We start from the raw sequence: 17,758 nt of genomic DNA, 5'->3' as shown, positions 1-17,758 counted from the left end.
ATCAAGGTATAAAGCCTCCCCATTCATTGAGAAAAAAGAAAAAAAATCCTTTTAAACCAATCATCTTCTGAGAAAGAAGAGGTAATAATTAATTATTAATTATTAATTATTAATTATTTACTCCTACTCCCTATCTTTTGTTATTTATTCAACCAAACTTCGACAAAATACCCCCAACTGCGCCAAATACGCGACCGAGTTGTTAATCGTACTTTCTTTTGAGGCCAAAGTTGAGCTATAACTCGTTTTAAGTTGAGCAAATTCGACAAACTTTCCTGATATTGATCAGTTATGGACTTACCTATAATCCGATCGGCGATCGCATCAGATCTACCTTGCCAATAACTACGACTCAGTAACCATTCAGGATTAATTCTTTCTTTAGGTACCCAATGTTGCACAGATGCTTTAGGGTTATAATAAAATTTCCCACCTTGTTGCTCTAAAATTAGATTTAGTAATAGTTCTTCTTGAGATAATAATTTCTTTCCTTGACGGCCTAATTTTTCATTGAAACCTCCTACACTTTTGAGAGATTCTTTTCTGTATGTCATATTTGCCCCGTAGGGAAATTTATTTGTTTTAAACCATTTAGGCTTTGAGCCATAATCAAGTACAGTAAAAAAGTCCTCCATAGCTCTATCTATCCAATCTGGTTTAGGAATTTCCCATAACCCATAAATAGGCCCACCCACACATACTGGAGATGGCTCAACCGTAGTCAAACTATCTAAGATCGCTTCTAACCATTCCTCACAAGGAATAGCATCATCATCTAAGTAGGCAATATACTTACCTTTGGCCTGATTTAAAGCTGAATTACGAGCCGTTGATAGTCCAAGGGCTGGTTCGTATATATAGCGAAAATTAGAATACTTTTCTTGATAGCGATCGCCTATTTCTTTAGTATTATCCTGAGAAACATTATCTATAATTAAAACTTCAAAATTTTGACTAGCAAGAGATTGTTTTACCAATCCTTCTAAAGCGAAAATTAACCTATCGGCTCTATTATGAGTGCATATAGCCACAGAAATTAGTGGTTGAACATTTTCTTGATTTTCAGATAAGGACATAAATCATCTTATGAAACTTTTTTTTCCAGAAGTATGAAGTTTTAGGGTAGTAGAAAACAGAGAAAAGAAATAGATCTTACAGCGGTTTCCGAAGTTATAAGGTACAGCAAGAAGGGGGCAAGATGCCCGCACTGCAATATTTTCACTATTCACCTTGTACCTTATTTGCCCGAAATCTGTTGTAATTGTTAAAGTTTACCCAAAAATCAAGGTATAAAGCCTTCTATTTCCAGATAAAAAAGTGATAGGATATTTTTTTATATTCAATTCCTTTACGATTTTCCTTGAGGTAATTATCCATTATCCATTATCCATTATCCATTAATGAATGTCTACCAATCAAGTTAAGCTAAACTTTTTGGTGGCTTTTTGAGGTATTATCCCTAAGAAAATGCGCATATTTACTTTTTTTAATTGCTTCAATTAGCTCTTCATAATTTTCTACCATTTTTGTCAGCTCCAATGGCATTAATTTGACGAGATTAGTTTTTACAGGTTTTGAGGGTAGATTAAATAATTCTAGAACTTGGTCTACAGTTTTTTGATGACATTCACTATCCAGCAGATTATCCTCGTATGTAAGACTAAGATGAGGTATTTTCTGGAGTAAGTTTTTTTCATACTCTCCCAGTTCTTCGCTAAACTGAATCCTTTGAAATACTTCTTCAATTTCTACCTTAATTGGCTGATACTTAAATTCACCTTCGTGAGAACGATGGTGAAATTTTTGTTTCAGCTTGGCATTAATATTAGATAGAGCATGATCGATTAGATTACTACGAGTTAAATAAATAAATTTATAACCACTTTCGTATAGACTAAGTAAAAATTCCTCTGGCTCAGAAATAGGCTGCACATCTCTAACCTGATAACTCAAAAGCTTAAAACCATAGACTCTAGATTGATAACGTGAAGAACATAAGTCTATATAACTACGAGGAAATAAAAGCCTATCGTGTAAGATTTCATTATCACAATGAACTTGATTTTGATTAGTTAATAAGTTGACTAACAGCGTACTGCCAGAACGCCCTCTACCAAAAATCACAAATTTATTTGATGGTAAAGATGGTTTTTTCCATAGATATAATCCATAATTCCCTATTTCTTTTAGGTGCCGTTTTACCACAGATAAATTCATATTTCTCCCCTTGTTTCACAATAATCATTCATTTAAGAATGAAAGTCTAAAACCTGTTGATAAGTTTCTATAGTCTCCTGACTTAACCTGGACCATTCTAATTTTTCTAAATTAGGTTGTGGCGATCGCCCTTCTTTGATAGCCCACTCTAATCCAGATTCTAAAATCTCTGTTGTTAACTCTCCTCCATACAATTTTACCCAATCTTGCCCTACTCTTTCCTGCCACTCTGGCATTGCTCCCTTCTCAGGTACTAATATAGGACAATCAAAAGAAAGGGCTAACAATGCACTGCCTGAATTTAAAATCTCTTGAAATGGTAAAGCTACTAAACTTGCCGCCCTAAAATATGTCTGTAAATCTTGATCGGGTATATACCTAAACTTTAGTTTCACCCTAGAATCATTTCCTGCTGCTTCGGATATATGAGACTTCAGTTCAGGGACTTCTAGTTTACCTGCTACCAATAATATCCAATTAGTAGGATCTAATTCTCGAAAAACTTGGACTAGATGAGGCACATTTTTATAATGGTCAATATAACCTAGGAATAAGAGTACATGACAATCGGGAGGTATATTCAGAGTTTTCCGAGCTGCCTCGCGATTTGTATTGTCAGGATAAACCTGTCGATAATGACCATGAGGGATAACTATGTGGGGGCGATCGCTCAACTCGGTCCATGTTGATTCAGCCCACTCTTTACTTACTTGGCAATGACTGATGCACCCATCTACTCGCTTGATGAACTCTGACTGAAACCATGCTGCTAATTGAGGATGTAGTATACTGTGAGGATTTTGGTCGTGAATTGTCCAAACAATCTTTGTTCCCCTAGCCCTGACCCAATCTATTGCCAATAGCATAGTTATAGCTCGCAAAGCTGCTAAAAATTGATTTGGATGGCGCACAATATTTTCCATTACCCAATGAAGATGAAAAATATCGTGTTGTTGGCGTAATAGTTTGCTTAGAGAAAATTCTGTAACTGTTACTCCTTGCTGCATCACCTGAGAATATAACAACGAGTTATAGGGATTTTTATACTTCGTTTTAAATGCTGGCCAAGCAATAATTTTCATCTAAATTACCTACTATTTGAGCAATTCCACTGAAACTACCTGAGATTCTTGGGCTGAATTCTGATTTTGTTCAACCTTTGCTAAATAACCATTTTTCCACAAATAGAAAGGACTGATTAAACTATTAATATATAATTCCAATTCAGAAGCCGCTACTACATCTGTTTGTAACTTTAGATTATATTTAAGTAAATGGCGGACAATTTTCCTAGTATCATTTACTGTATAAGCTAAAAAAGCTAATGGTTTTAACCATGGCTTAACTCCCAACATTCGAGTTACATAACGACTCAAACCTATGCCACGGAAAAAACTAATTAAATAATCTTTTTCCAATCGATGTTTGGGAATTTTGTGAATTAATTCCATTGCTGGATTATACCAAATTTCCCAGCCTGCTTGTTGAATATAACTAATAGTTTCTGTATCCTCAGCAGTTAACATTGAACCTGGTTTTCTACCACTTAATATACAGTATTTGGGAACACTTTCTAGCCAAGCTTTTCTACGAACTACTAATCCTGCGGAAGGCGGTATTACCTTCAATGCTGGTTGATATAGTAATGGTTCTTCGCCCCTTTCAGTAATTGCAAAAAATGGTTTAATTCGATCAAAATTAGTTGGTAGTTCTCCAGCAAAATCTCCATGAATTTGACTGGCATAAGCACCTGCCTTGGGATATTTTTGAGCAAATTCATAAGCTGCTGCAACCCAATTTTGTGCAGGAATATTATCATCATCTAGAAAACCAATTAAAGGTGAATTGGCTGATTGAACCGCTTTTTTTCTAGCAAATCCTGCACCTTGTTTTTCTTCAAAAAAGTATCTTAGGATCATTGGCTGAGGACAGTTTTTTTGATATTCTCTAACTACTTTTTGCGTATTGTCTTTGCTGTTATTATCTACAACAATAACTTCCCAAGATAGTCCTTCTGTATTGATTTGAGAGCGTAATTTATCTAGAACTAATGGTAATCTTTCTGCTCCATTATATGTAGGGATGACTACAGTAAAATCAGTCATAACAATTTACATCCTAAATTAAGTAATTCTATATTTACAATATATTTAATATTATGCTACCCTGACGACAGTATATATTCGTAAGTTCCTAATTTAATCTACAGCTTTCTACGAAAAAATAAAGGTTTTGGGATTGTCGATCGAGCAAATTTGACATCCTCACGACCGCAAGACTATTTCTCTGGTACGGGTCTTATGCCAAAATTAAGCTCAAACAGGAAACAAAACCCTCAAAATTTTCCAGAACTGAATTTTTAGGAGCTATTAATAATATTTATAAATTATAGACTTATATTAAGTCTTCTTGAGATAACTTTGGGTTTGGGATGAGGCAACAATTTGAAATCCTTGACGATCATCAGTCTTTAAATAGAGCTTTTCGATTAAATCCAAAAGCATTGACATATAAAAGCTTTAGCTTTTGCGTGTGTGAAAAAAGTGCAGGGTTTTTGTTCCCTTAAGCTGAAAATACTCAGATTTTGAGTAGACAAACGCAGAAAAAGGAAGGGACAATTCTGACTCCTATCTCCTCTATAATTCCTGTTCTTCCTGACTCCTGACTCTCACCCTTACCAAAAGACTTTTTTAGCAAACCCTAAATATTGAGTTGACAAACAGTCTCTGGGCTAAAAATGTTATTCTCAGAATTCCTAAAGATCCTAAATTTCAATAAAATTAATATATATACATACATACTAATTAACAATCATCCGGAAAAAAGAAACAAATATATAAATAAATAGCCCTATCCTACAGTTGATGAGGACAGGGCTAAATTATTGGAGTAAAGAAACAAAGATATCAACACTTATTCAAGTTAATGCCAGCTTCTTTGGCCATAGCTTGTATACCTTTGTTTTCTAAAGTTTTAATTGCTTTGGTAGATAATTTTAGCTTTACCCAACGATTACCTTGAGGCCACCACACTCTTTTCCACTGGAGATTTGCGTGCTGTAATTTGTGGGTACGAATATGGGAGTGGGAAACTGCATAGCCATTATTAGCTTTCTTTCCCGTCAATTGACATTTACGACTCATAACTTTGTCCTTCGATCTTGTGTTTACAACCTTTTTATTATATAGGTCATTTCAGTTATCAGTATCTCTAGCTAGGGTTTGCTAAAAAAGTCTTTTAGTAGAGGGGAGGAGTCAGGAGTCGTAGGGGCGTTTGCGGAGCATTCCGGAACGGAAATGGCCATGTGCTAACGCAAAGCTCCGCTTTATATGTCGCGCAGCGTTAACGGAGTTGTGCGATAGCAAAACGCCCGTACAGGAGTCAGGAGGAATGGGAGTTATAGAGTAGGTAGTCACAAGAACAGTCCCTTGATTTTTCTGCCTCGCACCTGCCTCAAAATGGTCACTTTTTCAGCTTGAGGGACCGAAAAGCTGGTACTTTTTCCAGACCTAAAAAGGCGAAAACTTTTATCTGTAAATGCTTTAAGATTTACTCAGCAAGTCCTGGTTAAAGTCCTGTGGTTGAAATACTGAAGGTGATTTTTTTCATCCTCTATCCAAGGAAAGGCTATTAACGATGTTAATCCCAAATATTTTAGTTATTGGAATTCCTTATGGGAGTAGGGGAGAAAGATTGTTGTTGGGTTGAGGGACGAAATCTAAGCTAATGGACTGAAACAACTAATTTTGTGCATTGGGACGGGTTTGTCTAAATCTCAGAGTCAGGATGAAAATTATATCTAAAACCCGCCCCTACTATAGAAATAACATGGACTGAAACAACTAATTTTGTGCATTGGGACGGGTTTGTCTAAATCTCAGAGTCAGGATGAAAATTATATCTAAAACCCGCCCCTACTATATAAATGACTATGAAACTGACCCTGTTTATAATGCTTTTTCGGTTAACTTAGTCAAGACCTCGTTAGACCTTTCCACAAATTCTTTCATCCCTTCAGCATCAAAACCCTTTTGTGCCATTAAAGCTAAATCGTATACATGATGACAGATTTCTTTGGCCAATTCTGATGATGGAGATTCTCCACTACCCTGAATAATACTACCTTGACTAATATTAGCGAGATTCTGAATTAGTGGATGGGCTGTATTAACTAACAAAACATGGTCTTCGGGAAATTCTGTTTTTTCCTGCTGTAACATAGCAGTCATATCCCGTAACCTGCGCATTGCTTCTGGTAATAATACCATTGCTGGAGGAGTAGCTTTAGCATCTTCTGATTTTAATGCCTGTGCTTTAACATTTACTTTGGGTTTATTTAGTGCTTTTTCAAATAACTCTTTAATTTGTTCGCTGCGAGTTTTATTGGTGGTTGGGTCAACTATTTCTGATTGATTTTCTTTGTCAATTAATGTGTCATCTAAATCAGAATCTACTCTGGAAAATTTAACATCTTGATATTCTCTTTCTAGGAAACTAATAAAGTGAGTATCTATGAAAGAGTCAAGGAATAAAACTTCTAGTCCTTGGTTTTTATGTAGCTCTACATAAGTTGCTTGAGAAGCAGGTTCGGTACAATAATAAACTCTATTTTCGTGACGTTCTTTATTACGTTCTAAATATTCTTTGAGAGTTGTGTAATAAAAACCTTGTTCGTCAGTATTTTTAACTTCAGAATTTTCTGGAGTTACTTCTTGCCAAACATCTTCTCCTTCTGCTTGAACTTCTACTGCTGGTTTAGCTTCAGTTTCAGTTGTTTCACCTTCGTTTAGTTGAGCTGTGGTGCGATAAATTATAATGTCTTCTACTTGCTTTTTAAACTTATCATCATTCAATGCACCGAACTTAACAAATGTACCGACATCTTGCCAACCACTAATATATTTATCTCGTTCATCGCGATAAAGTTCTTTGAGGCGATCGCCTACTTTTTTGGCTATATAATCGGCAATTCTTCTGACAGTTCGATTACTTAATAAAGAACTACGAGAAACATTTAGAGGAATATCTGTACTATCAATTACTCCTCGCAAAGGCATCAAAAATTTAGGGATGATTTCCTCGCAATGGTCGGTAACAAATACCTGATTACAGAACAGTTTAATATTGCCTTGAGTAACATCTACATCTGGCTTTAATTTGGGAAAATAAAGAATTCCATTAACAATAAAAGGATAATCAGTATTGAGATGAACCCATAAAAGAGGATCTTCTTGGAAAGGATAGAGGTGACGATATAGTTCTAAGTAATCATCTTTTGTCAGATTCTGAGTAGATTCTCGCCAGATCGCCTTATGTTTATTAACTTCTTCACCCTCAAACTTGATGGGCACTGGCATAAAATCACAGTAAGTTTTAATTAACTGTTGAACGCGAGTAGGTTCGAGATATTCTTTTTCTTCATCTTGGAGAGTTAAGGTAATAGTTGTACCTCGTTCTGTACGAGTCGAATCTGATATTTCAAATTCTGGAGAACCGTCGCAACTCCAATGAACAGCTTCTGCACCTTCTTGATAGGAAAGGGTATCAATTTCTACCTTTTTCGCAACCATGAAAGATGAGTAAAAGCCTAAACCAAAATGACCAATAATAGCATCATTTTCGCTGCCTTTATATTTTTCGATGAATTCTTCAGCACTGGAGAAAGCAACTTGATTAATGTATTTTTTAATCTCATCAGCAGTCATCCCAATACCATTATCAGTAATAGAAAGAGTTTGATTATCTTTGTCTATTTTAATTTCTATTTCTGGAGTGGTAACATCACCACTATACTCTCCAGTTCGAGCTACCATTTTTAGTTTAGCAATGGCATCTACACCATTAGAAACTAATTCCCTTAAGAAAATTTCATGGTCAGTATAGAGAGATTTTTTGATAATTGGGAAGATATTTTCAGTATGGATACTGATTTTACCTTTTTCTAGTGTTGTACTCATAGTGTTATCTATTTTATGTAGATGAATATTTAGTAGATCATTCAGGCAATTGTCTAATGTTTAAAAATCTTCAAAGATACTAAGCCGCAATAATTTTTAGACATTATGGCCAATTGCTCCTGGTAAGTCTTCAATACTATTTAATAATTTTGATTTATAGAGTCTTTTTTTTAAACAGGGATTGCACCAAAAATCTGATTCGGATTTCACTACCTAGGAATAAAGAAACAATTAACAATTACCTCTTATTCAAAACAAGAGGATTTTTTTCTCATGAATAGAAAGTCAAAGAATATAAACTGATCAATTATTATAGTTGATAACAATAGCAGGAACAATTTCAAACATACATAAAAGTTTTTAATCTTAACTTACAGCATTTCCGAAGTTATTATGTACATATATTTATGGTTTTAGGGAATTAGGTATGAAGGCAAAAAATATTCACGATTTTCATTATTTTTCTAGAATAGAGAGTAAAAATGGTTGATACAATCATCGGGTGTTACACTCAAGTTAATGAATTATTAACATTTAAAAAACTGGTTTCCTCAGTATTTCAGTATTATTACTGTAGCTGATAACAATGGGAAACTGTTATGCTAAATTTATTCCTCTCTATACTTTAAGGATAAAATGTGATGAAAAAAAATCAGTATGATTTTACTGTTGCAATTAGAGCATACAATGCAGCAGAGCGTTTACCTGATATAATAGAGAAGCTCAAAATTCAAGAGGGAACCGAAGAAATAAACTGGGAAATTGTTATAGTTGATAATAATAGTAAGGACAATACAGCTGAAATAATCGCCAATTACCAATCTAAATGGCAGGAAAAGTTTCCTCTCAAATATTTCCTAGAACCTCAACAAGGAGCGTCAATTGCTAGAAAAACAGCAATGGAAAAAGCACAAGGTTATTATGTGGGTTTTTTGGATGATGATAACTTACCTGCACCTAACTGGGTTGCTCAAGCTTATGCTTTTGGCAAATCACATCCTCAAGCTGGTGCTTATGGAGGACAAATTCATGGAAAATTTGAAGGTGAACTACCTAAGAATTTTAAAAAAATAGCTCCTTATTTGGCAATTATTGAACGAGGTAAAAAAGCTTTTTCCTATAACGAACATAAGAAAAAAGTTTTACCACCAGGAGCTGGTATGGTTATTTCGAAAAAAGCATGGCTAGAAAATGTTCCTAAAAATTTATTCCTTACAGGACCGGCTGGAAAATCTTTGGCACTTAAGGGAGAAGATATAGAAATTTTAGCTCATATACAAAATGCAGGATGGGAAATTTGGTACAATCCAGAAATGCATATCTATCATCAGATACCTTATTGGAGATTAGAACGGAATTATTTAGTATCTCTAGTGAGTGGTTCAGGATTACACAGAAATCATATTAGAATGATACGGTTGAAACCTTGGCAAAGACCTTTAGGATTTTTGGCTTATCTAGTTAATGATTTTCGTAAGGCTCTATTATACTTTATTAAAAATTATAGTTTGCTGAAAATTGATACAGTTGCTGCTTGTGAAATGGCAATGTTATTAAGTATTTTAGTCAGTCCATTTTATATATGGAAGGTGCAGTTGTTGAGAAAAATGGCATTGGTGAATCAAGCTATGAAATCTAAATTTGTAAAAGATCAAATGCTTTTAAATAAGCACTCACCACTCACCACTCAGCACTCAGGAGGATCTTTTTTTTAACGTTTACAAGGAGATTTCCATTCTTCCTAAACATCCGGCCTATAGAAGCCGGGTATTTACTCAAGCTCAAAAAGCTAGCTAGTTAAATAGGATCTAGACAATCGTCATTTCTAGAACAATCATAGCCAAAATTACCAACACCAATATAACCCAAAGGACAGCTATCTCGCGCATTGACAACGACAGTCACAGCATAGATAACTCTATATTTCTCTGACGATGACTGTCTTTCACTACTTTATTGCTTTGACAATTAAGGACAATCCACCTCTCAATAAAACTCTAGAATATCATTCTCTATTGTGCAACACCAATTCTCTAGATAGAGCTTGCTGATTAAATATAAAAGTATTTAAATATAAAGGTTTCAGCCTTTTTAGGTCTGGGAAAAGTACAAGGTTTTCATTATAGGGATCTCAAAAAGTTAGGATTTCGGGTTGACGCGAGGCAGAAAAATCAAGGGATAATTCTTCCGACTGCCTTCTCTAAATTCCCCATTCCTCCTGACTCCTGTACGGGCGTTTTGCTATCGCACAACTCCGTTTTGCTAGCGCAAAGCTCCGCTAACGGCTAAGAGCCGACATGAAAAACGCGGAGCGACATATAAAGCGGAGCTTTGCGTTAGCACATGGCCATTTCCGTTCCGGAATGCTCCGCAAACGCCCCTACGACTCCTGACTCCTACCCTCACCCATAACACTTTTTCAGCAAACCTCTAGATAGATATTTGAAAGGATGAACTAATTAATGAAAGAAAAAATAAAACTACGAAAATCAGAGAATTTAGCATTAGAATTCATTAAATTTGAGTAAATAACTGTAAATGTTACTCAATAAACTTCTTGGGAGAGTTTTCATTAAATAAATTTAAGAAATGAAATTAGTTTATTTTCTCTCTCTATTCCCTATTCCCTGACTTCTTTAAATAAGTCTAAGAAGAAAGTTGATAAGCAAAGTTAGTAAGCTAGTATTTTCATTTAAAAAATATGCTTAACCTATAAGTAGGAGTAATAATGATTAATAAAATACAACAAATTTTCAATCGCTCAAAAGTTTTTTTTGGTCAATCTAGACAAATTCAACGAGATAATCTAGCACTTCAGTTAATCAGTGATTTTTTGCCAGATAGTACAAACTATTTTCCGATCACAGGTTTTTCTGTTAATCCCCATACTCTAGCTTGTATATTAAATGATATACAAATCAACCAAAGAAAATACATGATTGAATTTGGTGGAGGTATATCAACAATCTCTTGTGCTAAATTTGCCAAACTGAATAATCTAAATTTTAAATTATTTACAGTAGAAAGTGATAGTAAATATTTGGATATCTTAGAAATAGCTCTTAGAAAAGAAAATCTTACTGACTTTGTTAAACTTATTTATGCACCATTAGAGCCTACCTCTTTAGCTTTGGAAAAAACTCCGTGGTATAGTGAAAAATTCCAAGATAAATTTAGTGATACTAAGTTTGATATTATATTTGTAGACGGCCCGAAAGCAGGAACTAAAAAGAATAGTCTTTCTCGCTTTCCAGCTTTACCCTTTTTAGTTAAAGAAAAATTATTAGCTGATAATTATGCTGTCTTTTTAGATGATTCTAACAGAAATGGCGAACAAATAGCTATGAAAAAGTGGCAAAAAGATTACAAACTTCGGTTTATTAATTTTAGCGATGTAACTTCAGTAGCTTTTAAAGGAAAACATTTTAATCCGCTGCTTTGGTGAAAGTTGTTGACTTTATGCTTTCTTCACATCAAACTATGAGTATGAAAAAATTACTACTTACTAATTAACTGCATCTTCTGTAAATTGTCTCTTAAAATGTTAATGGAAACCAATAACAATATTATGTTTTGGCACTCCTAAATTCACCTATTCTTCAGCAATATCTATTTCTGTTGTATTGTGCTGAATCACAATTTTCCCATTCCTGAAAGTCATTTACTTTTAGTAATAAAACAGAGAAAGATATGAGTATCTAAGAGTATTTTCATGGATTGGTAAACAGGTTAATAATTTCTTCAGCAAGAGGATCGTTAAAGTCATCTGGTACAACAAATTCATCTACAAATAAACCAATAGGATGAGATTGTTTTTGCTGTTAATTTGTAGGAATTGGTTTAACTTCAGCAATAGGTTTATCAGCGTGGTAATGATTAATTTATTACCTTATTGAATCAGTTTAATAAACTCTGATAACTTTTGTTTAATGTCATCTATATTTAGGCTAATCATCGCATTATTTTTGGTTCATTATTGTGAAATTAACATCAAAATTAGTTAAGCAGATAATCATTATTTTTATTGAACCTTTTCGAGAAGGAATACTCAATCAGACCATACCTCTATAATTTGTGCATCTACTTTTCTTTGAATTGTTCTAATTTTTTTCTAATCACAATATCAACTTCTTCAACTTCAGCAATTGATTTCGGAATATCAAAAGTCTCAGTTGGAGCTTCAGAGGTAAAGCGATCAACAAATATATGAAATGCTGCTTTCTCATTAGGATGAGAAATAACATAAGCTCTAAGTTGGCTTTTATTCATGCTATTAAAATCTAGCTTCATTATAAGAATTTCCAAATACCATCGGGATATATTTATATCTCTATATTATCTCCTGCCAAGATGAATAAATTACCTGTTCGCTCGTCTAGACGAACCAGAAAAATAGGAGTGAATGTATTAGTTAAAGATTGACGGAGTATGACACATCTAATACTTTGTTCAGCAGTTAGTAAGTTTGTTTACTTTATATTGTTATGTTGCTGTTAATTTCATGTTTAATTACTACTAACTTTTCGGACAGTAATACTATAGCAATCCTCCGCATATTCATGTCAAAAATCTTACTGCTTTTTAAGCAACAGGCAACAGGCAACAGGTGTGAATTTCAGCTTTTTTATTTACTTTTTGATTACCCGCAATCTATTTAGGATTGCTATAGCTGTAACTTTTATCTAAAAAAAATCATTTAATTATACTGGCGAGCTAGAAGCTCGCGCTGTTATACAATTATTTTTTTACCAATTCTAGTTCCTCTTTTTTTCCAAATACCAAACTCCCATCTACACAATCAATTACCACAATATCCCCACCAATAAATTTATTCTCTAAAATCAAATTTGCTAGAGGATTTTCTAATTCTTTTTGAATCGCTCTTTTCAAAGGTCGCGCTCCATAAACAGGGTCATATCCAACTTCAGCAATGTGGTCTAAAGTTGCAGCAGTTAACTTCAAACTAATTTTTTGTTCCCCTAATAATCTTTCAATTCTCTTCACTTGAATCTCCACAATTTGACGTAATTCACTCTTCCTTAAAGTGTGGAACAATATAATTTCATCTACCCTATTTAAAAATTCTGGGCGGAAATGTTTTCTCAATCCTCCCATCACTCGCTTATACATTTCCTCATACTTAGAATCATCTCCTGCCACATCTAAAATATACTCACTACCAATATTACTCGTCATCACAATTACAGTGTTACTAAAATCAACCAACCTACCTTGAGAATCTGTAATCCTACCATCATCTAATACTTGTAGTAATACGTTAAATACATCCGGGTGTGCCTTCTCGACTTCATCAAACAAAATTACAGAATAAGGATGTCGCCTTACTGCCTCCGATAACTGACCCCCTTGGTCATAACCTACATATCCGGGAGGCGCACCCACTAACCGAGAAACGGCGTGTTTCTCCATATATTCCGACATATCAATTCGTACTAAAGCATCATCCCGGTCAAACAAAAATCCTGCTAATGCTCGTGCCAACTCAGTTTTACCAACTCCAGTCGGACCCAAAAACATAAACGAACCAATAGGTCGCCCTGGGTCTTTCATTCCTGCTCTTGCTCTTCTAATAGCTGCTGCTACAGCAGATACAGCTTCGGACTGTCCAATTACTCTTTGATGTAGATGTTTTTCTAGTTGGAGCAATTTCTGCCTTTCCGACTCCAATAAACGATTTACCGGAATACCTGTCCACTTAGCAACGATAGTGGCAATATCCGCATCTGTAACTTGTTCCCGGAGTAGGGATGAACCTTGAGCTTGGACCTTTAATAATTCTCCCTCTTTTGCTTCGCGATCGCGATGTACAGTTTCTAGTTGCCCATATTTTAATTGAGCTGCCGTATTCAAATCATAAGCTCGTTCTGCTTGTTCTATTTGTACTTTTAATTTATCTTCTTCTGCTTTGAGAGAGTTAATAGCATTTAACAACTCTTTTTCCCCCGACCATTTAGAGGAAAATTTTTCCTGCTTTTGCTTCAAAGTATTAATTTCATTAGTAATACGTTGTAAAGCAGGAGATACTTTTACAGGTGGGGTAGCTTCAGCATTTTTATCTTTATTATTGCCTTGCAACTCTCCTTCAATGGAAAGTTTTTCCATCTCCAACTGCATTATCCGTCTGTCAATAGCTTCTAACTCCACTGGTTTGGAAGTAATTTCCATTTTTAATTGAGCAGCAGCTTCATCTACCAAGTCGATCGCCTTATCTGGTAAAAAGCGGTCTGAAATGTAACGGTTAGACAAAGTAGCAGCAGCAACCAAAGCAGCATCAGTAATTTTTACTCCGTGGTGAGTTTCATAACGGTCTTTCAACCCCCGCAAAATAGAAATAGTATCCTCAACACTAGGTTGACCAACCTCTACTTTTTGAAACCGACGTTCGAGGGCAGCATCTTTCTCTATATGTTTACGATATTCATCAATAGTTGTTGCACCAATACAACGAAGTTCCCCACGAGCAAGCATTGGTTTGAGCAAATTCCCTGCATCTACACCAGAACCAGTACCGCCCCCCGAACCTGCACCAACAACTGTATGTAACTCATCAATAAACAGAACTATTTGACCATCCGAGTGGGTAACTTCTCGCAAAACTGATCTGAGACGCTCTTCAAATTCTCCTCTAAACTTTGCCCCCGCAATGAGACTACCCATATCCAGACTAATAAGTTGCCGTTCTTTGAGAGACTCCGGAACATCCCCATTAACAATACGTTGAGCTAAACCTTCGGCGATCGCCGTCTTACCCACCCCGGGTTCCCCAATAAGTACAGGATTATTTTTTGTTCGACGAGACAGACAACTAACCACCCGCCGAATTTCTTCATCTCTACCAATAACCGGGTCAAGTTTACCTGCTTTAGCTAACTCCGTCAGGTCGCGCCCATATTTTTCCAAAGCATCATAAGTAGCTTCTGGGTTTTGGTCTTCAACCTTGTTACTACCTCGAGCTGCTTTAATAGCTGCCTCTAGTTCTTCAAATTCAACTTGTGGAGTAGTTTGGGGGCGTTCAAAACCAGGGCGAGTTGGTAGTTGGGGAGTACCACCACCAATAAGTTTATTACCCAAACGTTTATCTTGGTGAAAGGCAAGTAGGAGGTGTTCAACAGCAATAAATTTATCTTCCCATTTTTCTCTAGCTTCATCAGCGAGGTCTAGAAAAATTTCCAGACCTTGCCCTAAGTAGAGATGTTCTATACTACCTATTTTAGGTTGGCGTTTAGCAAAAGTGTCTATTTGTTGCAGAAGGCGTTCCGGTTCTATACCAGAACGATTTAAAATTTTATTAGCTGTGCCTTGTTGTTCTAGGAGAGCAATAATTAAGTGTTCTACTTCTAGTTGTTGGTTTTGGTAGCGTCTAGCAACATCTTGGGATTTTACTATAGCATCCCAGGCTTGTTCTGTAAATTTGCTTGGGTCAGTTGGCTGCATGGATAATGGATAATGGATAATGGATAATGGATAATTGATAATGACCTCGTTGATTAATTATCAATTGTCCATTGGTAATTAAATAAAATGATAATTATATAGTAGGTTTAACCTTGCTGTAGCTTAGTTTAACCCTTGTATTTCTTAGAAAAGGAAGAAGTGAAGATGTATTATGGGTTTAACTCTAGACTGTATTTATCTACTCAATAAGTCTATAATTTTGCCAAATTATGACAAAGGTTCATAGATGTTAGCCTGATATTTTTCCAGCCAAAATATTTACCACAAATTAATCCTCCCTGAGTTTTTCAGATTAAAGAAAGATAGCCAAAAACATCATTTATTTAGCTTTGAGTTAATTACTAATTATTTATTATCAAAATAATTGGGTAATTTACCCTACCTTTACCCTACCTTTTTGAGGGAAATGTTTTTGGAGGGTTGCTCACGCACCCCCCTTTACAAAAACAACTTTCTGACTTCCTTAACTTTTTCTCTTTTCCCTCTTCTGTAATTTTTTAATTAGCACTAGCTGCAACTTCTTTTTCTGAGCTACTACTGTGAGTGCTTAACTCAATTAGCTCTACTTTATATCCATTTGGGTCTTCCACAAAAGCAATAACTGTGGAACCATGTTTCATTGGCCCTGGTTCCCTAGTTACTTTGCCTCCTTGTGCTTTTATTTGTTCGCAAGTGCCATAAATATCATCAACTCCCAAAGCAATATGGCCATAAGCGTTGCCCAAATCGTATTTATCGGTACCCCAGTTATAGGTCAGTTCTAATACTGTATGGTCTGACTCATCGCCATAACCAACAAAGGCCAGAGTAAATTCCCCACCAGGATAGTCTTTCTGGCGTAGTAGTTTCATGCCGAGGACATCGCAGTAGAATTTGAGGGATTCTTCTAAGTTGTTGACTCGCAGCATGGTGTGTAATAGTCGCATGGTCTACTCCTTATTCCTTGACTAAATCTATACTCTTTATTTTGAGGCAATTTGGTCAATATGGGGAGTAGATGTTGTGTTACTTATTCTGCTTTTTTTCCTCTATAGCCTAATTTTCTATTTTTGCCAGATTTACTGTGTCAGATTTAATATAGCAATCCTCCGCATATTCGTGTCAAAAATCTTACTGCTTTTTAGGCAACAGCGGTGCGACCCCGCGTCGGCGATAGACGCAAGCGGTCAGACCCCGCGTCGCCGCCAGGCGCAAGGGAATGCTGACCAAGAGAGGGAACGCGCACCAAGAGAGGCACTATTGCTACAGCTCATCTGGTGGGACTTTCAGTTTTTTTATTTACTTTTTGATTTGTTACGACTTATTTAGGATTTAATATTTGTTTTGTTGCAGCGATCGCTTTGTTTAAATCTGTTATAAATATAAGTTAATTAATTTTACTATTTTACTCAATTGCTATTTAACTCAACTTGACAATTAGTCAAATAGCAATCAATATTTTTATCGTTTTATTTCAAAAATTTTAGTGACTGATTTTTTCTAATCTAGACTTTTCTTGAGCTAAAGCATTCTCAATTTTTTGGATTCCTTCTAATGAGATTAATGACTTACATTGTTTGACTAAATTTTCCCATTTTAATAAGGTTTGAATTGAATTAGACTCTTCAATTTTTTTGACATAAAATTCTGACCAAAATTTAGGTACATACTTTTGCTTTCTAGTTTTTATTCGCTTGCGCCATTTAGCAAAATCAGCTTTTCTTGGTTCCTCTACTCCTAAAATTGGTGGCATATCAGCATAACTGACAAATCTACTTTTACCTTTTCCTACAACATGAATTACATATCGCCAACAGCTTATTTTGTAGATATTGTCTGATTTAATTCCTAAATGAAATGCTAGGGCCTCTCTAGTTACAAATCTATTCAATGGATGAGTACCAGTAGACTTATTTTCTATAGACTTTTTCATAAAATCTACCTTAAAGTTAAATATATTATTGTGGCCTAAGTTATTGATTTATTTGTTTATAGTTTTATTTTAAATAATACTTGGCTATTTTGTCAACATACAAAAGTAAGGTAATTTTTTTCTATAAAAAATCAATAATTAAGTCCCTATGAGGGGATAGAGTGTGGACAGTATCGAAACTAAGTGAAAGATTTTA

At 35.1% G+C, this 17,758-nt stretch carries 12 protein-coding genes and 1 pseudogene; 2 read left to right on the top strand and 11 right to left on the bottom strand.

The annotated features are described in order from the left end of the window. Positions 1–140: 140 nt before the first annotated feature. The 6 genes from ACP6PK_RS19310 to htpG form a co-directional block, all read right to left on the bottom strand. Positions 141–1,076, bottom strand: coding sequence for a glycosyltransferase (locus ACP6PK_RS19310; protein ID WP_426561811.1), 936 nt, complete (start codon positions 1,074–1,076; stop codon positions 141–143). A 349-nt stretch (positions 1,077–1,425) separates the two neighbouring features. Next, a complete protein-coding gene (locus ACP6PK_RS19305) occupies positions 1,426–2,217 on the bottom strand; it encodes a hypothetical protein (protein ID WP_426561809.1) in 792 nt (263 codons plus the stop codon). Between the two features lie 32 nt (positions 2,218–2,249). Beyond that, positions 2,250–3,299, bottom strand: coding sequence for a glycosyltransferase family 4 protein (locus ACP6PK_RS19300; protein ID WP_426561807.1), 1,050 nt, complete (start codon positions 3,297–3,299; stop codon positions 2,250–2,252). Between the two features lie 12 nt (positions 3,300–3,311). Continuing rightward, positions 3,312–4,322 carry a hormogonium polysaccharide biosynthesis glycosyltransferase HpsE gene (gene hpsE / locus ACP6PK_RS19295; RefSeq protein ID WP_426561805.1) on the bottom strand — a complete coding sequence of 337 codons (1,011 nt, stop codon included), beginning with the start codon at positions 4,320–4,322 and terminating at the stop codon, positions 3,312–3,314. A gap of 801 nt (positions 4,323–5,123) precedes the next feature. Then, positions 5,124–5,360 (bottom strand): 50S ribosomal protein L28, encoded by a 237-nt coding sequence (gene rpmB / locus ACP6PK_RS19290; protein WP_094676490.1) that lies wholly within the window; start codon positions 5,358–5,360, stop codon positions 5,124–5,126. Between the two features lie 804 nt (positions 5,361–6,164). After that, positions 6,165–8,174, bottom strand: a complete 2,010-nt coding sequence (htpG, locus tag ACP6PK_RS19285) for a molecular chaperone HtpG (protein WP_426561802.1) — start codon at positions 8,172–8,174, stop codon at positions 6,165–6,167. Between the two features lie 641 nt (positions 8,175–8,815). On the opposite strand from htpG, the gene hpsE (ACP6PK_RS19280) reads away from it, so the two are divergent. Together hpsE (ACP6PK_RS19280) and ACP6PK_RS19275 are read left to right on the top strand one after the other, a co-directional pair. Beyond that, a complete protein-coding gene (gene hpsE, locus ACP6PK_RS19280) occupies positions 8,816–9,889 on the top strand; it encodes a hormogonium polysaccharide biosynthesis glycosyltransferase HpsE (RefSeq protein WP_426561841.1) in 1,074 nt (357 codons plus the stop codon). 1,013 nt (positions 9,890–10,902) lie between these two features. Continuing rightward, positions 10,903–11,619, top strand: coding sequence for an O-methyltransferase (locus ACP6PK_RS19275; RefSeq protein ID WP_426561800.1), 717 nt, complete (start codon positions 10,903–10,905; stop codon positions 11,617–11,619). 635 nt (positions 11,620–12,254) lie between these two features. Here the strand turns inward: ACP6PK_RS19275 and ACP6PK_RS19270 are convergent. From ACP6PK_RS19270 to ACP6PK_RS19250, 5 genes and pseudogenes are all read right to left on the bottom strand, one after another. Beyond that, complete coding sequence (locus ACP6PK_RS19270) at positions 12,255–12,464, bottom strand: DUF6887 family protein (RefSeq protein ID WP_210407460.1); 210 nt, start codon at positions 12,462–12,464, stop codon at positions 12,255–12,257. Positions 12,465–12,496: 32 nt separating this feature from the next. Then, positions 12,497–12,619, bottom strand: a pseudogene (locus tag ACP6PK_RS19265) (DUF6888 family protein); the annotation flags it as partial. Between the two features lie 292 nt (positions 12,620–12,911). After that, positions 12,912–15,629 carry an ATP-dependent chaperone ClpB gene (clpB, locus tag ACP6PK_RS19260; RefSeq protein ID WP_426561798.1) on the bottom strand — a complete coding sequence of 906 codons (2,718 nt, stop codon included), beginning with the start codon at positions 15,627–15,629 and terminating at the stop codon, positions 12,912–12,914. 518 nt (positions 15,630–16,147) lie between these two features. Beyond that, a complete protein-coding gene (gloA, locus tag ACP6PK_RS19255) occupies positions 16,148–16,576 on the bottom strand; it encodes a lactoylglutathione lyase (RefSeq protein WP_094673325.1) in 429 nt (142 codons plus the stop codon). A gap of 536 nt (positions 16,577–17,112) precedes the next feature. Next, positions 17,113–17,562 carry a hypothetical protein gene (locus tag ACP6PK_RS19250; RefSeq protein WP_426561796.1) on the bottom strand — a complete coding sequence of 150 codons (450 nt, stop codon included), beginning with the start codon at positions 17,560–17,562 and terminating at the stop codon, positions 17,113–17,115. Positions 17,563–17,758 lie beyond the last annotated feature (196 nt).

This window comes from Dapis hubbardiae BLCC-M172, assembly GCF_050016015.1.
Classification (GTDB): Bacteria; Cyanobacteriota; Cyanobacteriia; order Cyanobacteriales; family Microcoleaceae; genus Trichodesmium.
The sequence above is the reverse complement of the archived record's forward strand: the minus strand, read 5'-3'. Positions and strand labels throughout refer to the sequence as shown.